This is a genomic window from Methylacidiphilum kamchatkense Kam1 (assembly GCF_007475525.1).
Classification (GTDB): domain Bacteria; phylum Verrucomicrobiota; class Verrucomicrobiia; order Methylacidiphilales; family Methylacidiphilaceae; genus Methylacidiphilum; species Methylacidiphilum kamchatkense.
Genome location: NZ_CP037899.1, coordinates 1,162,484 through 1,181,443, shown reverse-complemented (window position 1 = coordinate 1,181,443; position 18,960 = coordinate 1,162,484). Strand labels below are relative to the sequence as shown.

The window sequence follows — 18,960 nt, the reverse complement described above, 5'->3', positions numbered from 1 at the left end:
TTAGATAATTTAATGTATTAAATAAAATAATGGTCAAAAGTCTCCTTTTGGAGTAAATAACATTAGGAAAAAATCCTATTTTAATGCTTCAGGAATTTGGTTTTCCCTGGAGAGAATTTTATCAATACCAAAATGTTACAGATCTTTTTGATCATATATAAAAATAGATCTATTAATAAAATTAATGATTTGGTAGCTTCTGCCTCTATTTGTATGACTCTTCTTCTTTACAGTTTAGTAGTCTGAAAGAGGTTTAAATCTAATAGGGTGGCATAGAAAAATTATCGAACAATAGGAATGGTTTGATAGCTGCCAGGATATTCTACTCCGCTAGCCTCGTCTTTCCTTGAAGGAACGTAACTAGTTCTGTAGGTTGGAGCATTAACTTTTTTCCCTTCTGCAGGTAATCCATATTCAGCTTCACGTTTCCACTTTTCATTAAGGATTTCTGCTGTAGCCTCATTTTTCCCATCAACAACTCCTTGTTGGTAAGAAGTCATTCGTTTTTTGTCAAAATATTTGTTGAGAGCATAAGCTCCAACAGCTCCAACTCCTGCTCCAACTGCTCCGGCCGCATTGGATTTCCCAATTTCTTTTCCCGCAAAAAATCCAGCCGCTCCTGCTGCACCAATACTCCCATAGCGTACAAGATTATCACCGGTTTGAGCCATAGGCCCATCATATCGATTGTAAACCTGAGTGGAACATCCATTAATCAAAAAATAACAAGATACAAAAAGGTATCCCTTATGGAAGTTCATACAGAATTTTTTGAGACTCATTGTCTATTCCTCCTGTTTTATCTACTAATAGGTTTTCCCAAAAAATTCTGTCCGAAAGAATGGCATCCATAATTGCTTCTTCTATTCTCCGAACTTCTTTTTCCCAACTAATCTCTCCCCCTATTGACTTGCTAATATGAGTAATGATTGCTTGCAAAAGAAATGGATTTTCTCTCATGGTTGTAGCTAAAGAATCAGTCCACATCTCTATGGCTTCTTTTTTGGATAACATCCATTGAGCCACTATAGGTGCCTGACCTCCATATTTAATTATGAGGAATACCGATCTGTTCCAATGTTCGGCGAATTGAGGACTTTCTAACCACCTCGTAAGAAGATTTCGCATAATCACGGGATCTTGAGCTATGACTTCTCGAAGATCTTCTGTGGGCGTTCGACCATTGGCAATGGCAATTTTTTGAGCAATTTTTCTTTCTTCATCTCTTTCCAAAGTATTTTCAGTGGCAAAAACCAGTACATTATTCAAATCGCTGAGTCCATCACACCCTATAATCGCTTCAAGGACCCTTTTTCTTTTTTCTTCATCCTCCCAAATAGTATCCCAATTAGCTGCGCAGATATCAGCCAGCTCATAATTCCACGAAGCTATCCCATGAAGTATAAGTTCCATTTCTTTTCCCGTAACAAGAATGTTGGTTACTCTTTCTATTGCTGTTTTTGCTGCAGGAAGAGCACATACTCCTCGGTACCATTTCCAAAATTCTTCTTTATCGGCTATCCAGTGGTTTTTTAAAATTTTTCTTAACGACTCAGGAATGATCGTTTCCACCCAAAGCCTATTTATTATGTATTCCCAACCCGGTCCCATCGCCCATTTAACAAAAGAATCGATGTAGTATTGAGCCTCTTCTCCTAAAACAGGTTCTCTTTTTTCAATAGCTTCCTTTAATTGATCCTCCGCTCGCTTAAGCCACGAGTCATATTGTTCTACGGATATTTTGTGTTCGGGTTGATTACAAATCCATCTGCCAAAAGCATCAAACGATTCTTGATCATTGTTCAGAATACTTTCAAGCCAAGCTAAAGCACACTCTGGAGAATACTGGATAAGAAGAGGAAAAAATTTTTCAATGATCGGTGGCTTTCCTGTTTTTGAATAGACAAGATCAGCCCATGCTTCATCATTTCTTAACAAATAATGGCCTATAGCATCCCCAATGGAAAAAAGATCAGCTCTAGTCAATTGACCGTTATGATAAGCTTTTCTTAATGAGGAAGGAGTCGCATTTCTAGTTTGTTCGCATAAACTCCAACTGCTACTTTTCTGGATCTCCCCTTCCCATTTCGGTCCTGCTTCCCATATCCATTCCATTGCTAGCTTACTAATTGCCTCTTCTTTGCTAAGAGTTTGACAAAGAGCTTCTCTTGTAGCTTCAGAAGCTGCTTCAGCTGGACGAGTAAGATGCCAAAGAATAAAATCAATGTATCTGGGGTCCTTATCAACACACACTAAGAATCTTTTGTAAGCTTCCTCTGTCAGATCAATTCTAAATGGAGTTTTCTTACCCATTAAAGCTTCCCACAGCCACAAAGGCCTTCCTTTCAGTTCCTGTTTGATTGCAGTCTTACCAACAAGATAATGAATAAAAAAATCTTTTCCTTCATAGGAGTGTAAGGCTTGCTTGAATAATTTAGATAAAATGTCCCAACTTTTTTTGTTTCTTTCTAGCCGATAAGAATATTCATGGGACAAAACAGGATCCTTTCTGACTTGTTCCCAAACATTATCCCAAAATGCATTATAAAAAGTATCTTCGTTTCTAGGATACGAAGAAGCTAAAAAGTATGCCCCTCGCCCATCATTTCCAATTCTGGAAAGTCTTCTAGCCACTTCCCAATTTTCTTCTATATTTTTAATCTTTACTGGCCTTATATTTACGGCTTTTAAGAGCGTTTCCATAACCAAGTCTGGGAGGGCATCCGGAGCACCATTCTCCCAATCTTTCAACGCAAATAAAACAGGGGGATAACTATTTGGAGTATAAAGTAAATAGTTTCTTAATGTCGAAATGGCTTGAGGATTAGATAATAAGGAAATCCATAGCTTTGATTTCCCATCGTGAGCAATCTCTAAAACCTCTTTTTTAGCTGTCTCACTTCCGACCCTTAATTGATGAAATCCTTCAGAAAGAGCATCAGCCAAAAGCCCATCTCCTCGGAGAAGATCATTTTGAATAAGACCTAGTGCTTGGTCTCTTTTTAGAAAATCCAGAATTTCGGTATCCATCCAATCTTTTCGGATGAAATGGTTCGATTCTCCACTGGCTATCATCCATTTTAATGAGCGGTCTGACCATCCAGATTCAGCTAAAATGGGATTGAGATCCATTTCTTCTGGAAGTTCCTTACCTAAGGATGAGACACTAGAAACAATGACATAAATTAGAGAAAAAAAGATGCAGAGAAAAACAAACCGTTTCATTTTTTTAGCAAAGACTCATAGGAGACTAAACTGGATGATGCTACCTTTGTCTTTTCTTCTCTAATTCCTAATGGATATTTTATAGATAGTGCTTCTAATGCTTTCCGAATGTCACCAGGGAAGGCTGCCTTGGCCGCATTCCATGCTGGAAAATCATTAGGAGTGGTTGTGGTTAACCAATATTCTTCTGGCTCAATTTCAGCACGAATAACCCCTGATAGAGCATCAGGTCCCCTTCCCCTCAGATAAAAAGCTTCTCTCCATAGTTCTACCTCGCCATCTATATGAACCCTAGCCGATGATCGTAAATGAGTTAACAAATCCCTTTGACCTTGTGTGAGCTCAAGTTCTTTAACAGCATATTCAATATGATGTTCGCTTCCTTGAGGAAATAAAATCCAAGTGTCAACATTTTGTATGACGGCTTTCGCAACTGATGGATTCTCTACAAGATCCAGGATAGCTTGAGATTCTCCAATGACTGCACATCTTTTTTTCCTATAGGTTTTAAAAGCTTCTATAATCAAATTAGCCGTAGCAGGATTAGATACATGTTGCCACATTTCTCCAAAAACCAACATTTTAAAAACATTGGGGTTGGATAGGATAATATCTGACACGAATAAGACAGCCATTGGAATGAGAGCAGCTGCTAAATCCTTATCCTTAGAGATATATTCAAAATCGAAATGGACTACTCTCGTTTTCCAATGAATTTGTGTGGTGCCATTAAACCAACATTTATACCTACCATCAATAAAAGCCTTAAGGGATTCAGCTAGAAATTTAGCGTCGGATCTATAAGCCATTTGGCGTGCAAAATCATCTAGCGTTACATAAAAAGCTTTATTTTTTACAGCATTAGAGAAAGTTTGCCTTGTTAAAGATTCAAGAATGTTTTTTTCCTCGATGCTCAGACTATTTCCTCTTTGAGAAGTAGCAAGTATTTCTAAACAACTGACCACCTTAGTTAACTCATAATCTGAAGGCTCTATCAGTTCTCCACTTTTACTTCTCCGAGTATAAACCTCAAAGGGGTTGAAGCACTTTGGGGTAGCCATGTCCAGTCTAATAGTGGTTCCACCGCAAAGCTCAACGAGTCTGTCATAACTATTGCCTTTATCTAAAATCACAAGGATACTACCTTCCAAAAGATGTCTAAGAACAATCAGTTGTGCTAATGCACTTTTCCCAGACCCTTTTACTCCGCTGATGTAAAGCATGGAAGCACCTTCGTTTCTTTTGTCTTCCAAATCGAAAGGAACTAAACCTCCTGTCGTGTTTCCAAAAAGATAAATAGGCTTTTCATCACTTTCTAATCCTCTGCAAATAGGCATCAAATCTGCTGCCATTCGTCCTCTTACAAGAAGTGGCCGAGTAAGCGGAGCATAAACGGCCGGCATTTCACTCATTAACACCGGCAAAAGGCTCGATTGTTCAATCCAACCTTTTGCTCTTGAGAGATCCCCAAAACGATTAAGCAATATTTTGGCTCTTTTTTTGATCTCTTCTTTTTGTTTATGCCAAAAATGAATGGTAAGCTGAATTTGAAGAAGATCATCCTCTCCCGAACGAATGTCTCTTAATAGATTTTGGGCTTCTTCTATTTGCATCCATGCTTCGATATTTTGTATACCGGATTCTCTTCTATTTTCATGAGGTTTATAGAGCATATCAATAAGGTTTAATCCAAGACGCATCCTTTGATCCGCCCAGTCTATACGTTTTCTCAGTTTTTCTAATTCTTTTATTTTATCCGTCTTCCTAACTACAAGACTTACACGAACATCACGGAAGGGTAATCCTACAGTTAACTTTTCCATATCTCTAGGGCGTGTTTCCAAGGGTAATCCAACCATTGAAACCAATCCGTGATAGTAATCCCCAATTTGTATCATATCTTTATGAATCCTTACTTCTTGAACCATCCAGGCATCCACAAAGGGCATCCTATCGTAGTCATAATTTACTTTCATGGTCTCTTCGACAGCTAATCCCGGATTCCACAGCCTGAAAAAATAATCCGCTATTTCATATGCATCCAGAGGGAAAAATCGTGCAGAAGCTTTCCTTAATATTTCTGAAAAAACAGCTTCAGCTGCTTTTATACTTGAGACTGCCGAGTCAAACTGTGTTTTTGATATCCTTTTTCTTACAGCTTCCGAACTCTCTCTGCTCCCCATACGTAAAAACCATTCAGTTTCTCTCAGATGATCAGAAGGAGCAACCGTCAAAATTGTGTGGGTTTCAATCCTTACAAGCTTTCTTTTCGCCATTCGTTGAAAAAGTCTCTTTGCTTTTCTTTCTCTAAATTCTTTTACTTGTTGATCTGAAGGAATACTAGCAAAGGCTTCTAGGAGAGGACCGTAGTCTCCATTGCATGTAAAAATATGCTGGGTTTGTGATATTTCATGAGGAAGCTGGGTAAGCAAAAGCCTAAGTTGGTTCTGTAGATCGGAAAGACGAGAAGGGCTGGCTATGTCGGCTTGAGGGAAGTAGGTCCTGTAAAAGGCATGAACCGCACCAAATTTGTCAATGATATATCTATCGTACAGCCCTGCATATGGACACGCATCAGCCCAGTCTATGAAAGAAGGAATTCTCTTTTTATTAAAAAGCTGACTCTTTACAAATAATCGTAATGGTGAAACAAAATTTTTCATAGAGCTTTTGCGTTTATAAAAAGAAGTCTTTTATGAATGGTCTAAGCTAAGAAATATTTTCTTCAAATATTGATGCAGGATTATAAGATAACTGAACATTAAAAAACCGGTGTTCATAAATTTTGGGAACTCTATGGTAATCGATGATAAAACGTAAAAAATGTGGAGGTTTATCGCTCAAAAAGACTCGAATAAATGCGTAGATTATTACGAAAACACATAGGGAAAAATAAAAGTTATGAGTATAGTTATGAACAATGAGAAAGGTAGCAGCAGGGACAAAGATCAGTGGACCTTCCAATCCCAAGAATGTTTCTTTTTCATTAATTAATCCCACAGATTTGCATACGGGCAGACCATTTTTATCCCTTTCTTTGTCGGTTTTTTGGTTGAATGTTGAATAAGGTAAAGAGGGAGTAAAAAAAAGATTAGATGGATTTTTCATCATTTTATGCTGTTCAATAAACCATGAACTAAATGAGGACCGGCATAGATGACCGCTGCACCTACTATTGCACCGATAGCAAAAGCAGGGCGTCTAAAAAAAAGCATTAAGCCACCAAAAACTAACAGAGATAGACTAATCCAATATAAATAATCTTGCAAAGAGCTTATAAATCCAGGAATTGGATTATCAGATTGATTATTCAAGCTACTCGAACCGTTTATAACATTAAAGTAGATGGATCCAAGTGTTTGAGCTGTCAGTAAAATTATCGAACCAGCCACAAATGCTCCCCATCTTTCCATTTCGACAGTATGCAATGCATGATTGATCCCCAGATATACAGTATAAAGAGATAAGAAAGAAAGAAAAAGGGAAGACTGAAATCCCCATATTTGAGAAAGAGCCTGTTGTAAGGGATCACACAAATAACATCCCCAAAAGATTTCTCTACTCATCTGAACCATCCCCTTCAATTAAATGAAAATAGGCCTTATTGAGAAACAGCTCTAATTCCATTAGCAAGATGAGGGCCTCCATAGATTACTGCTGCAGCAACCAATGCACCAATTGTAAAAGCTGGCCTGTTAAAAAACCACATAACTCCCCCAAATACCAATAAGCAAAGAGAAATAAGATAGCCGTAGTCTGAAAAGGCCATCTGCAATTGTTGCAAAGTAGTAAATCCTTCAGCATCAGCTCCATTAAGAGGTGTTACATTTAGAACTCCGGTTCCTCCAGCACCATAAGAAATAGAAGAGTTAAGGACGTAGCAACAAAAGATGCTTAATATAGCAATAATAAGTCGTAGCTGAAAAGAAAAGTATCTTGTTTTCATATTTTCTTAATAGGAATGTAAAAAAAAGAATATAACTTTTTGTTAAAAAAATATTTTAAGAAGCTGAAAACAAAAGGAATAAAAAGTAATTGAGTAGTTTTTTATTTAAAATTCAGAAGAATTTGATTTTGGTTTTCCATCATCTGTTTGTTGATCTTGTTGTCACATTTTTGAAGAAATAAAACGATATCTGGCCATTCATATTGATTTAATTTTTTATAAATGGGATTACTTTTGTTTCTCAAAAAAGATTTAAAAGGAGAATAAACGTTTCTGAAATCGAATAAATTAGAAGAAGCTTCCCATCCCCCTTCTCCAGTCCATATTTCTTCTTTTCTGTTATCTTTGGATTGGATAATTATCCAAATTGGTGAGGCTATAGGCTTAACTTCCCCATTGTCTGAATGGAAAAGACTTAATGTTTGGCATAAGCTGACAGTCTGATTTTCTTCAAAATTGGGCTGAATTTCTTCTCCAATGTTCACAGAGGCTTTAAGGAAATAGTGGCCGTCTTTGTTTTTATCTATCCAAATTGGCAAAGACTCGGAGATTTCCCCATCTGGCTTAAGCCAACAAACCCAAACAATCCATTTTTCTGTTCGATAGGAAAATCTCTTTTCAAACGATCCTTGATCGAATAGATCCTCTTGTGAGGTTAAAATTGGGTTTTTTGGAGTAATGCTTACAGCAGGTTTTTGTTCTTTAGTAGTTGTTTTATTTTTTAAATAATTCGATTCTTTTCTTTTGAAAGGCAGAAATAAACTACTTCCCTTCCCTAAATAATCAGGTATTTCTTTGGCATCCGAAATATAAGGGACAAACAGGGAAAAGGACAGAAAAGGGAGCATCCAAGCTAAAATCTCTTTCAAAATTCGATTCTTTTTAGCCATAACTGAGTTACTTTTCCATTTTAAAAATCAAAAAGAAAACCAATCGTAGCTTGGAGCTATTTTGGCAAAGGATATTCTTCTTGAGTATTGGGAGGGATATGCGCCATCGATTGCATATTATTTTTCTGTTCTTTTTCTATGGAATCAATGGATTCTACTGAAGAGGTTTGCTTGGAAGAATTCTCAGAAGTTGCCAAGTTCTGCAATACTGCTATATTCCGAAGCAGAGCTGCTTGTCGTCTTGAAAGTGCTGCTATTTCCTCTTCATATGCCTTTTTCTGTTGTTGACCATTGGAACTTACAATGAAAAGTTTTCCATCCTTTGATTCAACATTAAACAACCCAGAGTTTCTTAAAGGAATGATGAGATCGGCGGCGGTAATTCCTACAGGTTCAATGGTAATTATCAGATTGCCTCCGATCTCTCTAGCTATTCGTTTAAGCTCCATAAGTTCTGTGATTCGAAAATCCAAAACTATCGGTTGAAAGCTCTCGTTATTTGGAATGATTGATTGTGCTGGCAATTCCTTCTGGATTTGTTCTTTACTTTCTCCTATCTTGTCTATCGATTTGTTTTCTCTTGGAGTGAGATTAGCTTCATTTTTCTTTAAAGCCTTGCTTTCTTTATTGGATAAATTCGATAAATCTCCTTTTAGAGGAAGAGAATGAGCAGATGGATTTGATACTTTCAAAGGAAGGCTTAGATCAGACCCATCATCAGCCCATAGAGCAATTGAAAAAGAGACAAATGTCCAAAAAATAAGCAGAGTCAGTTTTGAGACCGTAAACGTATTTTTTATTAAAATCAAAGTTTTTCTCATTATAGTCCTCCCTTTCTTTCATTTATGAATAGGATGCAGGATCTTTTTTAGGTTCTGTTTTAGATTTTGAAGAGAAAAATTCTTTTTCTTGAAAACATAGGGAGATATTTTTGATCTTTGAAATCATGTTGTAGATAGTTTTTCCTAAGCCGTAGCGGATCTTTCTAAATAATCGAAATGCAACTGCTGGCGCATTTTTTGTCAAAGATATTGTCCTGAACATTGCCCACAATGGGATGGTAATCCCCAAGAAGAGAAATAAGGATAAACAAAAACTAACTAAACAAAAAAAACCAGCTTCCCATGAAAGCTCCCAAAATCCTGAGAAAACTATCTTAAAGGTTTCAGGCAAAAATTCTAAAAAGGAAAATAAACAGTAAGTCTTACTCAGAGCATGTCGTATATCATGGCTTGCAGAATGAAAGAATGCTAAGAAGCCACCTCCTTCGTCAAAAATTGCTCCATAAAGGGATGTAAATAAGAGATAACACAAAAAAGAAAGAATGATCCAAAGGCAATTAGGAATGAACGATAGAAGGAAAAATCGGTAGGATTGTCCCATCAACTGTATATGCGGTTTAAGTGGCAGTGTTAATCCAAAACACAAACAGAGAAAAAGGGAAAGAAGCATAAGACATTCTTCGATAAAATTGAGTACAATTGGGATTAGGAGATAGAAGAAGAGAGAAAGCTGTGAAAGGATATAGGAAAAGAAGAGAACCGAGTGAAAAAATCCTTTACCTGTAGTAATAAGCAGAAAGAGAAGTAATTTTTTGATTTTTTCGGAGGGAAAGTCATAAGGAAGAAATTTCTGAAAAGTTTCTTTTGCTTTGGCTTCCAATTCCTCATATCGGTGTGGGAAGTATTTCCAAATACCTTGGCTCTTTTCTACACTATATTCTAATGAAAATTTTGATCCAAAAGAGCTTTTAGAATTAGACAACCAGTTATCCCACCATTCTCTAGGATTCTTTCCCTCAATTTTCATTCCTTCTATATTGATCTGGCCGATGTGGCTAACGAGGCCCTGCGTAATAATTCCTTCTATCGGATCAAAAACCATTTTTGGGATTCCAGAAAGAACAGTCATTACAATGAGGAAGCAAAGAAGATAATCGGCCGCTAGATAACACATCCTTTTTTTTCTAAATATTCTCAGTCCTCCAGCTGCTAAAAGAAATCCAATCAAAAAAGGAAAGGCTTTATAAAAGAAGGAGATAGCCTGAGCGAAAAAAAGAGAAAAAATTTCACTTTCTTGTTGGTTTAGCTTTAGAGCGAGGTCATGGGAATATGATTGGGAAGAAACCTCAACATTTTCCGCTCTAACTGATGGTAGAAAAAATAAAGGAGAAAAAACGAAAAAGAAAAATAAGGATCGAATTACTTTCATAAGTAATGAGTAATTCGATCGAGTACAAAAAAATATTTATTTGAAAGCTTAAGATGGCTGAAAATAAGCCTAAAGCAAGATTATAAAGAATTACAAAATAATAAAAATCAAATTTAATATTTAAAAAATAAGATAGAAAATAAACAAATGTTACAGATATGTTACAGTAATGTTACAAATATATTTTATTCTTGCCGAGAACCTATGCTTGTTTACAATGGTCATAGCCAAATACTATCATGAGAACCAAACTAGCCAAATCTTTGGATCTTGTTAGTAATCAGCAACATCATTCTGCCCACTATGAACAGAAATTCAAGGAAGAACTTCCACTTATTCTTAGAGCAAAAGCTGCAGATGCGGAAGCCTTGGAATGGCTTGCTAAAAATTCTTTACCTATAAGACAGCAAGTAGCTCGTTTTTATTTACCAAACTTAGCTGATCAATGGCCTGATGCTGAAAACGTTGGATGGATTGGAATTCTTGATGCTCTTGAAAAATGGAATGAGAATTTCAATATCCGATTTTTAGATTATGCCATTCATCATGTGAGAAATAGGGTTAGAAATTATGCCAATGCTTGTAGAGCTACTGTTCGCAGGCCAGCGTCGATGTACAGATCGTATAGAAAAATAGAGAGATTTTTAGAACAAGGACTAACCGTTGAAGAGATTACTGAATTATATGGATGTTCTCTCCATGACATGGAAAAAATACTCCATGTATACTCTGGAGATTTAAGCCTTCATTTTTCTGCCTTAGACGACTCCGAAACCTCTCTCATGGACCTTTTGGTTTATCCTGACAATACAGCTGAAGAAGAAGAAAAAGAAGAAAAGCTGCAGAAACTTTCTATTGCGTTGTCTCATCTTGATGATATTTCTAGAAAAATAGTATTATACTTTTTTGGGATTGAAGGAGAAGGAGCTAAAAAAAGACCTACTGCCTGGATTGCTCAAAAACTAAGACTTTCTAGAAAGAAGGTTCTACAACTTTTAGAGAAATCTCTAAATCAACTTAAAAGAGATTTTTTTCTTTTTGAGACTTTAAATATCCGACATCCCCTACCTACTGGGATATCCTCTACAATGATAAACGTCAATTTTTATAACGACTCTTCATTAGATTACGAATAATGAAAACGAAAAATCAAAAGTCTCCTTCTATCACCCTAATTCCAATTGAAAAAATTAAGTTATCCAAACACAATCCTAGAAAACAATTTCAAGAAGACAAAATTGAAGAACTTGCAGTAAGCATAGAAAAAATCGGACTCATTCATCCTATTTTAGTCAGGCCAATAGAAGAAGGTTATTATGAAATAGTTTCAGGGGAAAGAAGATGGAGAGCCTGTAAGAAACTGAACAAAGAGTTTATTGAGTGTTTTATTCATCCGATGGATGAAAAAATGGCTCTTCAAATACGAATAATTGAGAATATTCAAAGACAAAATCTTAATCCTATAGAAGAGGCTGAAGGGTACAAAAATCTTTTGCAAGGAGGGATGACTATTGTGGAATTGGCCTCAGTCATAGGCAAGGGTAGAGATTATATCAGTCGAATGGTTACTCTATTGTCTCTCCCAGAAGCTGCAAAAGAGGCGATAATATCTGGAAAATTGGCCAAACGCGCAGGATGGTATATCGCTAGAATACCAGTGCCTCAATTACGAGCTGTTGTTGCATCTGAAGCGATCGCAAAATCTTTAACTGTTGCTCAAGTAGCCAAGATGGTATTAGAAAATTTTCTTCTTGATTTAAGAAAAGCGAACTTCTCCATTGCAAAACCAGATTTAATTCCAGGTGTTCCAAGTTGTCTTGATTGCACTAAGCGAACAGGCAATTCAAAAGATCTATTCGAGGATGTAACAGATGACATGGTCTGTACAGATCCAGAATGTTTTGCCAAAAAGAGAGAAGCTGACTGGCGTTTTCAATGCTATAAAGCTCAAAGTGAAAATAGAGAAATACTTTCTGATGAAGAAGCAACAAGACATTTTGTTCCAGGAACTTCTAGACTTAAAACTAATTCTCCTTTTATTGATGTTGATTCAACATGTGATTGGGATAAAAAAGAAAGAAAATGGGCATCCTTATTAGCTGAAGAATTAACCATAAAAGATAGTAAGCCACTTTTGCATCAATACTTAGCACGGAGCCCCATTGGAACCATCCATAGGCTTGTTAAGAAGGAAGATGCGCTTTTTCTTTTACAAAGACAAGGGTTTACCTTTGCAGCCAAAGCAATCAAAGAATTGAAAGAAAAGGAAGAGGCCAAAAGAGAGAGAAAAAAGAAAGAAGAATTTTTGAATTTGAGCTGTTCTTCTCTCATATCCAAAGTATGTGATAAGATCAAAACAGAGAATATTGATCGATCCTATAATATCTTTTTATCTTTGGCACTACGTGTTCTACCAAGAGAGGTTTCTACGTTTGTCTTCCAAAGACATAATTATAAGCTTGGCACAATGGAAGAATCATTAAAAATGCTAGAACATATTGATGAATTGGAGTCAAAGGCAATCCTTTTAGATTTATTGCTTTCTACTGATCTTTTTTTAAATAGTTATAGCGATCTTCCTCCTCATCTTACCAGCATTTGTCACATTTTATCCATCGATATTTCCAAAGTGGTTGATGAAATAAATTCTGTCAATCAATCTAATTCATTTCTAATCAAGAAAAAAGGGCTTTTAAATTATTGTGGCACTGAAATCACCACAACATCTTGATCTGGTGGAGCAATCTTTTCTACTGTATGACCTTTGTATAAAACTTTAACTTTTCGATTAGGTAAAAATTCGACTACCACAAATCCACCATTTGGAGTTTTAACGACAAAGTTCTGTCCTGGTTTCCCAAGAGGAACTTCTATCGTGGTTAATGTGGAATTATATTTTTTTAAATCTTGGTTTTTTGCATTTTTAACGGTGGGTTCTTCTTCCCCAACAGTAATAAAGGATGATGTCTTAGTTACGTTAAAGGTGGAGGGTTGGGCGATAGTTCCCATATCTGGATCTCCTACTACAATGGAAGGAAAATTGGTGGAACTATATTTTTTGCTTTGTGATTTTTTTTCTAACGCATTCATTAATGCGGCTTCTTTATACTCTGGGGAAGGAATAGACTCTGCCAAGGTAGACTCCATTTTTTCTAACCTATTTTTCATATTAACAAGATCTATTTCTACTCCTTTATCTTTGCTTGGAGGGTTGTCTTCACTAGGGTTAGGAACAATCATTTGTCCATTGTCCGCTCTGATATAAGGTTTTCCAGAGAGCTCAGCCTCTTCAAGAGTAGCCCAGTGTCCAGGATCAATAACGGTCCCTACATAATGTCCACCAATCCACTGTCCTGTTTTAGGATGTACCCTTGCTTTTGTCCATCCAGTATTTATAACCGGCAGAACATACGCAGGTTTGCTTCTGTCATAAACATCATATGGCTTGGTATAGTCGTAACTATTTTGTATTAACGCTGGATCAATTGGCATCGCTGTTTTTTTCTGTGAAACACAACCTATAACAAAAAAAATAGCAAGAGCACAAAGTGTATAAAATTTTATATTCATACTGTTTTGAATAGTGTTGAATGAATTTTCATCTCCCATAATCAGCTTTTGAAATATCCATGTAACTTTTCAAAAAGACCCTAAATCTAGTTCCTGCTGGAACAAAAACATAGGGCTTATATTGCTCAATATCTTGAGCAAGAATGTTCATGATTTGTTGCATCGCGTTAGTGCCTGCATACATCCCACCCATCATCATTGCCTGTTTTGCCCCATTATAAGCTGGCTGCCCATATAGACCCCAAGGAGTAAGTCCATATGGAGACATATAATAATTAAAGGATTGATATTCCATGGCATAGAGAAAGGCTTGCCCCATGGCTGCTAAAATTGGCCCCAAAAGTTGTTTGCCATATTCACTAACCCTGTATCCTTTGATTCCTTCTGTTCCATCAGTATGGAGGGCGACTCCTTGAATTGGCAAAGATCTACCGTCTTTAAAGATAATTTTGTCGATATGGACCATCATTCTGTCCCGTAAAGCTGTTCCTCCGGCTGAAGTGCCAATTAATCGATCGCCAGGCTCAAGAAGAAGATTCCCTTGAAAGTAAAAGGGAAGCCAAACGGCTCCTACTACATCGACATCTGTATTAGAACTAAAAGCGGAATTTACCAAGGCTGCTTCTATCATCTCACCTTGGGGTGAGAACGAATTAATATCAATATTTGCAAATGGTCCTTCGGAGCCTCCTTTGTCCTCAGTGCCATTAGTTTCAAGAGCTGAAAGAGAAAGATTTCGGAAAAGATATCTTTTTCTTGCCCATTTTATGATCACCGGCTGATCTGAAGCTTGAGAATCCCTAGCCAAAGCTTTTTGATCGACTATCCCGCGAGGGACAGGAGCAATTCTGTTCGGGGGTTGTTGTTCTAAAACTCCAAGGGAACTTTTGTCCTTAGAAGTTGGAGGGGCTTTAACTTGAGTAGGAGGAAGGATTGGCTCTGGAATATTTTCTTTTGCCTGTGCAATTTCTTCGGGAATAACCGCCTTTAGCTTCGATTTCTCCCCTTTTTGTACAATGATGTTCTTCCTTTGTTCTTGAGCCTCATTCTTTATCTTTTTCTCTAAACTTAAAGGTAAAGTTTGTCCTCTAAAATAGGTATATCTAGCAGATTCAATCGTCCTATACATCAACCCTGAGACAAGATGAATGGGTTTAATATAGTAAAAAGTGGCAACAGATAATATGCCTATAATGATGAGGAAAAATTTGTTTTTAAGGAACTTTTTCATTTTTTACTTTCTTTCCAGATTAAAGAAAAAGGTTGATCTGGAGAAAATGGAGGATTAGAGATAATCAAAAAACCGCTGGTTATTCCTCCAGGAGGTAATATTACCTTATTTAATGATACATAATCTGGTATAAAGCGGCTTTGTCCAATTGCTACCCTTAAAGTCGACTCATCTAACCTTACGCGATAAGGATAAAGATTCTTCCATGCGAAAGAAATCGCTAATAGACCAGAAGAAAATCTGTAAAGATAATAATAATCAAAGCCGGTAATTTTTGAACGTTTAAATATTGCTATTCTACTCACATCCATCGGCTTTAAAGAACCTTCTCTAACCAAAAGATCATAGTTGGCGATAATTTGGGCCACACTTTTGACTGAAGAGATTTCTTCGTCCGTTCCAGCGGAATAAGCAACAAGCTGAGTGGACATTAAAGAATTATTTTTACTAAAAGGGCTAACTCTAATAAGGCTCAATGCCTTTTGAAAATCTGATTCTACAAAAATATGATAAATTCTCGTTCTGTTTCCTTGGAAAAAAACTAAAAGAGAAGTATCACCCGTGGTATCGAGAGATCTTAGTATTAGTTTTGCACCCTGTTTACTTATATGAATCAATTTACCGTCTCCAATCTCCCATCCAACTATTGGCTCTGAAAATTCAATGGCTAGCGGATATCCTGGAGAAATTCGAAGGATTTCTACCTGACCGTCTTCCTGATGAATCAATCTAACTTTTTGTTGAAGAAACTGGAGCAGTTCATCTTCTGTTAACTCTTCTGCCTTTTTACCATTAATAATAACAGGAGGAGCATCTTCTTCTGCAATTTGAGGCGAAGAATTTGAATTTATGTTTCCGTTCTGAAACGATGAATTGAGAGCATTCCTAGAGTCAAGCGGATCGATTTGTTGGCCCCTGGCAATAGGGAAAAACAGTAGGAGCAATAAAACAGAGAGTTTTCTTTTCATTTTTCAGATCCTCTTTTCTTTGAAGGTAAAATAGGTTCTTTTTTCAATATTTCAGGCGAACTAACTATTGGAACTGTATAAGACCAGACTTTTTCTGCTTCTGCCCCCTGAAACTCTTCTACTCCTTCGAGTCTTAATCCTAAAGGATTCATCGGTGTGTTGCGGCCTTGACTGATATAAAAGAGAATAACAATTGATTCACTTGTAACATCTGGCATACCATTTTGAATTTTGTAACGAGCCCGATCACATTTTCCGGCAACTATTAAATAGCTTGGCAATTTTGGAGAGTTGTATTTACGCACTTCTCTCAAATTCCATACAATTCTTTCTCCATTTGCAGCGTTCATCGCCAATGGAACATAGACTTCTTTAAATGCGGCAGCGACCTTGGGAGAAACGCGATCGGCAACTGTTGAAAGGGAATAAGATCCAGGACTTACTTCATAAAGAGCTTTTCCCACCTCATGGAGGAAAGAAAAAATCATGTTTTCATTTAATTTAAATATTTCAGTTTTTGGCCAAATAACATATCCAGGGAGATCGACAATCATCCGAGTTGGCTCATGAATCTTCAGATATAGTGCAATACCAAGAAATATGATCGCTATAGCTTGTAAGAAACAGAAAAGCAGAAGCCAACTATTTACAACAGCTAGATCTTCCTTCCATTCCCATATGGTTCTTAAAAACGCGGGCAGTCTTATTCTTTGAACACCGTATAATCCATCCCTTTCTCTTTCGGGTGGATTGACCTCATGTGGGTTTCGAAAAATAAAACTCATAATAATCAAAGTATTAATAGGCCATTACGGAAAAAAATTTGCGCCAACAAACGCATAAGTTATGCAAACGAAACATTGTCTTTCTGTTCAAAACGATTTTGAAAACTTTCTTCTCAAAGAACGGTTGATCGTTGCAGAAAATCTTAAAGAGTGGAAAAAGTCTGATTCATTTTTTGATTTAGAAAAAACGATCTTACGATTTTCTACCCTTTTTTCATGGGAAAGATGGTCGGAATCATTTACCAATCGTAATGGATGGCCACCACTATATCCTGCTGATAGAGATCATCCCCTGCCCTCTTCAGCTTTCTATCCTGTAGGCAAGAAGCTAGAAAAAGAATTCAATGCGATAATCTTATGGGACAGTCCTTTTTATGTCATTGGTATTCTCAATCCTTTTCGCTTACATGAGATTGAAATTTTTGCTGCAATTAATTTTCCAGATAAAGCAAGAATTTTTTATCTCTTACATCCTAGCGATTTAGCTAATCTTATCCTGAAAAGGGAAAGAGGGGTAGAAGGTTTTCCTGATTGGGAGCAAGAAGATAAGGAAAGTTGGTTAAAGCTGTTAAGGTTAGAATCATCATTGTATCCAAGGGTGGCTGACATTCTTGAGCAAATTCTTTTTGGATCCGACCCAAAAATTGTTATTCCAGAAGGAGCGGTGCAAGCTTGTGCTGCCATCAAAGGATTTGAAAACGCTCTTTTATGGAGGAAGTCTCCTACCTGCTCTTGGGTTCTTACGCCAGAAGCCTTTAATTCTAAACTAGAAGATCAATTGATCGAAGCTTTAAAAACAAAAATCCAACTAGTGATTTGCTCACCAGGTTATTTCCAAAAACTATTTCTTCTGGTTAAAAAAGAAAACAAAATTAAAGGAATTTTACCAGGAGATCCTCTTCACGTAAGGGAATGGCCTCAAGTAGATTTAAGTCATTTTAACGAAACAGGAATCACTCTTTATCATGCTATCATGAGCAGTGCCATTGATATGGGGGCCAGCGATATTTCCCTTGAACCTAAAGATCACAATGTGCGAGTGCGTTTTCGCATAGACGGTGATTATTATGAACAAGCTCCCCTAAGCAGACTTCAATATCAGATTCTATTGGACCGAATTAAGCTTTTTGGAAATATGGCTGCCGATCAAAAAGGAATATTTCAAGATGGAAGTAGTAGCTATCAATACAAAGGGATTCGTTATGACCAACGGTATAGTATTGTAATTGGCCAAGGGATGGAAGAGCATACAGCCATTCGTATTTTTTCTTCTCGAATTCCAACCCTTGATGATTTGAATTTGCCGCCAATGGAGCATTCCTTCCTTTTGTGGTTTTTAGCGAATGGACAGGGGATGTTTGTCTCCACGGGACCGACAGGAAGTGGAAAAACAACTACTCTCTATGCTATGCTACAGCATATTAGTTCCCCTAGAAAAAAAATAATTACCGTTGAGAATCCAGTTGAAAAACATTTTCCCGATGCTATGCAAATCGAGGTTAGAGAAAAAGCAGGAATTACATTTGCTACTGCTCTAAGAGGAATAGTTCGACAAGATCCAGACATCATTATGATTGGGGAAATACGTGATATGGAAAGTGCTCGAATTGCCATTGATTCAGCATTAACTGGCCATCTCGTATTTTCCTCTATTCATGCAACTGATCCAGTGGGAGTAATAGAAAGAATGGTTCAGAGTTTTGGTATTGATAGGCTTGCTGTTTCCTATGCTCTGAAATTGGTTGTTTCTCAAAGACTCGTTTCAAAATTATGCCCTTATTGCAAAAAAATAAGAAAGGCCACGGCAGATGATTTAAAATATTTTCCCAATTGTCAGGTTGCAGAGCCTGTCGTTGCAGAAGCTAGGGGTTGTCAAGCATGTAGAGGAACAGGGACGGCTGGAAGGATGCCGATTCTTGAACTCCTTCCATTCGATAGTGAAATTATTTCTTTAATTGAAAATGGTGCAAGCCCTAACAGAATACGAGCTCATAATGAAAGTAGAGGCTTTAAACCATTAGCGATTCAAGCTACAGAGCTCTTTTTTACAGGGGTGATATCCAAAGAAGAAGCTTTGCTCCTACTTTCTTCTCGCTCGTATTCTAGCATATTTTGTTGATCTTTTATCTAAAAT

The 18,960-nt window shown here is 36.9% G+C and carries 16 protein-coding genes; 3 read left to right on the top strand and 13 right to left on the bottom strand.

The genetic code is table 11. From position 1 onward, the window contains the following. Window positions 1–281: 281 nt before the first annotated feature. From kam1_RS05565 to kam1_RS05525, 9 genes are all read right to left on the bottom strand, one after another. Window positions 282–761 (bottom strand): hypothetical protein, encoded by a 480-nt coding sequence (locus tag kam1_RS05565; protein WP_235277617.1) that lies wholly within the window; start codon window positions 759–761, stop codon window positions 282–284. Further along, on the bottom strand, window positions 748–3,225 hold the full coding sequence (locus tag kam1_RS05560; RefSeq protein WP_039722073.1) for a hypothetical protein: 2,478 nt from the start codon (window positions 3,223–3,225) through the stop codon (window positions 748–750). Before kam1_RS05560 ends, kam1_RS05565 begins: the two co-directional genes overlap by 14 nt. Beyond that, the gene (locus tag kam1_RS05555; protein WP_039722072.1) at window positions 3,222–5,888 is read right to left on the bottom strand and encodes a VirB4 family type IV secretion system protein; all 2,667 of its coding nucleotides are present in this window, start codon (window positions 5,886–5,888) and stop codon (window positions 3,222–3,224) included. Before kam1_RS05555 ends, kam1_RS05560 begins: the two co-directional genes overlap by 4 nt. Before the next feature lie 46 nt (window positions 5,889–5,934). Further along, a complete protein-coding gene (locus kam1_RS05550) occupies window positions 5,935–6,336 on the bottom strand; it encodes a hypothetical protein (protein ID WP_143958304.1) in 402 nt (133 codons plus the stop codon). Beyond that, complete coding sequence (locus kam1_RS05545; RefSeq protein ID WP_235277615.1) at window positions 6,333–6,791, bottom strand: hypothetical protein; 459 nt, start codon at window positions 6,789–6,791, stop codon at window positions 6,333–6,335. The genes kam1_RS05550 and kam1_RS05545 overlap by 4 nt, the downstream gene beginning before the upstream one ends. Window positions 6,792–6,826: 35 nt before the next feature. Continuing rightward, on the bottom strand, window positions 6,827–7,171 hold the full coding sequence (locus tag kam1_RS05540; protein WP_039722069.1) for a hypothetical protein: 345 nt from the start codon (window positions 7,169–7,171) through the stop codon (window positions 6,827–6,829). Window positions 7,172–7,272: 101 nt separating this feature from the next. After that, window positions 7,273–8,061, bottom strand: coding sequence for a hypothetical protein (locus tag kam1_RS05535; RefSeq protein WP_143958303.1), 789 nt, complete (start codon window positions 8,059–8,061; stop codon window positions 7,273–7,275). A 56-nt stretch (window positions 8,062–8,117) separates the two neighbouring features. Then, the gene (locus kam1_RS05530) at window positions 8,118–8,882 is read right to left on the bottom strand and encodes a hypothetical protein (protein ID WP_039722067.1); all 765 of its coding nucleotides are present in this window, start codon (window positions 8,880–8,882) and stop codon (window positions 8,118–8,120) included. Window positions 8,883–8,904: 22 nt separating this feature from the next. Then, on the bottom strand, window positions 8,905–10,071 hold the full coding sequence (locus tag kam1_RS05525) for a hypothetical protein (RefSeq protein ID WP_161792043.1): 1,167 nt from the start codon (window positions 10,069–10,071) through the stop codon (window positions 8,905–8,907). Window positions 10,072–10,511: 440 nt separating this feature from the next. Here kam1_RS05525 and kam1_RS05520 point away from each other — a divergent pair, with 440 nt between their 5' ends. Continuing rightward, on the top strand, window positions 10,512–11,408 hold the full coding sequence (locus kam1_RS05520; RefSeq protein WP_039722065.1) for a sigma-70 family RNA polymerase sigma factor: 897 nt from the start codon (window positions 10,512–10,514) through the stop codon (window positions 11,406–11,408). After that, window positions 11,408–13,003 (top strand): ParB/RepB/Spo0J family partition protein, encoded by a 1,596-nt coding sequence (locus kam1_RS05515; protein WP_039722064.1) that lies wholly within the window; start codon window positions 11,408–11,410, stop codon window positions 13,001–13,003. Before kam1_RS05520 ends, kam1_RS05515 begins: the two co-directional genes overlap by 1 nt. On the opposite strand, the gene kam1_RS05510 is transcribed toward kam1_RS05515, so the two are convergent. The 4 genes from kam1_RS05510 to kam1_RS05495 are packed head-to-tail and all read right to left on the bottom strand — an operon-like array spanning window position 12,970 to window position 16,826. Beyond that, window positions 12,970–13,881 (bottom strand): hypothetical protein, encoded by a 912-nt coding sequence (locus kam1_RS05510; protein ID WP_039722063.1) that lies wholly within the window; start codon window positions 13,879–13,881, stop codon window positions 12,970–12,972. The genes kam1_RS05515 and kam1_RS05510 overlap by 34 nt on opposite strands. Continuing rightward, window positions 13,871–15,073: a DotG/IcmE/VirB10 family protein gene (locus kam1_RS05505; RefSeq protein WP_039722062.1), complete on the bottom strand. Its 1,203-nt coding sequence runs from the start codon at window positions 15,071–15,073 to the stop codon at window positions 13,871–13,873. Before kam1_RS05505 ends, kam1_RS05510 begins: the two co-directional genes overlap by 11 nt. Continuing rightward, on the bottom strand, window positions 15,070–16,041 hold the full coding sequence (locus kam1_RS05500; protein ID WP_039722061.1) for a hypothetical protein: 972 nt from the start codon (window positions 16,039–16,041) through the stop codon (window positions 15,070–15,072). Before kam1_RS05500 ends, kam1_RS05505 begins: the two co-directional genes overlap by 4 nt. Beyond that, complete coding sequence (locus kam1_RS05495) at window positions 16,038–16,826, bottom strand: hypothetical protein (protein WP_039722060.1); 789 nt, start codon at window positions 16,824–16,826, stop codon at window positions 16,038–16,040. Before kam1_RS05495 ends, kam1_RS05500 begins: the two co-directional genes overlap by 4 nt. A 61-nt stretch (window positions 16,827–16,887) precedes the next feature. Between kam1_RS05495 and kam1_RS05490 the strand changes: the two genes are divergently transcribed. After that, entirely contained in the window at window positions 16,888–18,945 is a 2,058-nt protein-coding gene (locus kam1_RS05490) for a GspE/PulE family protein (RefSeq protein WP_039722059.1), read from the top strand. The last annotated feature ends 15 nt before the right edge of the window (window positions 18,946–18,960 follow it).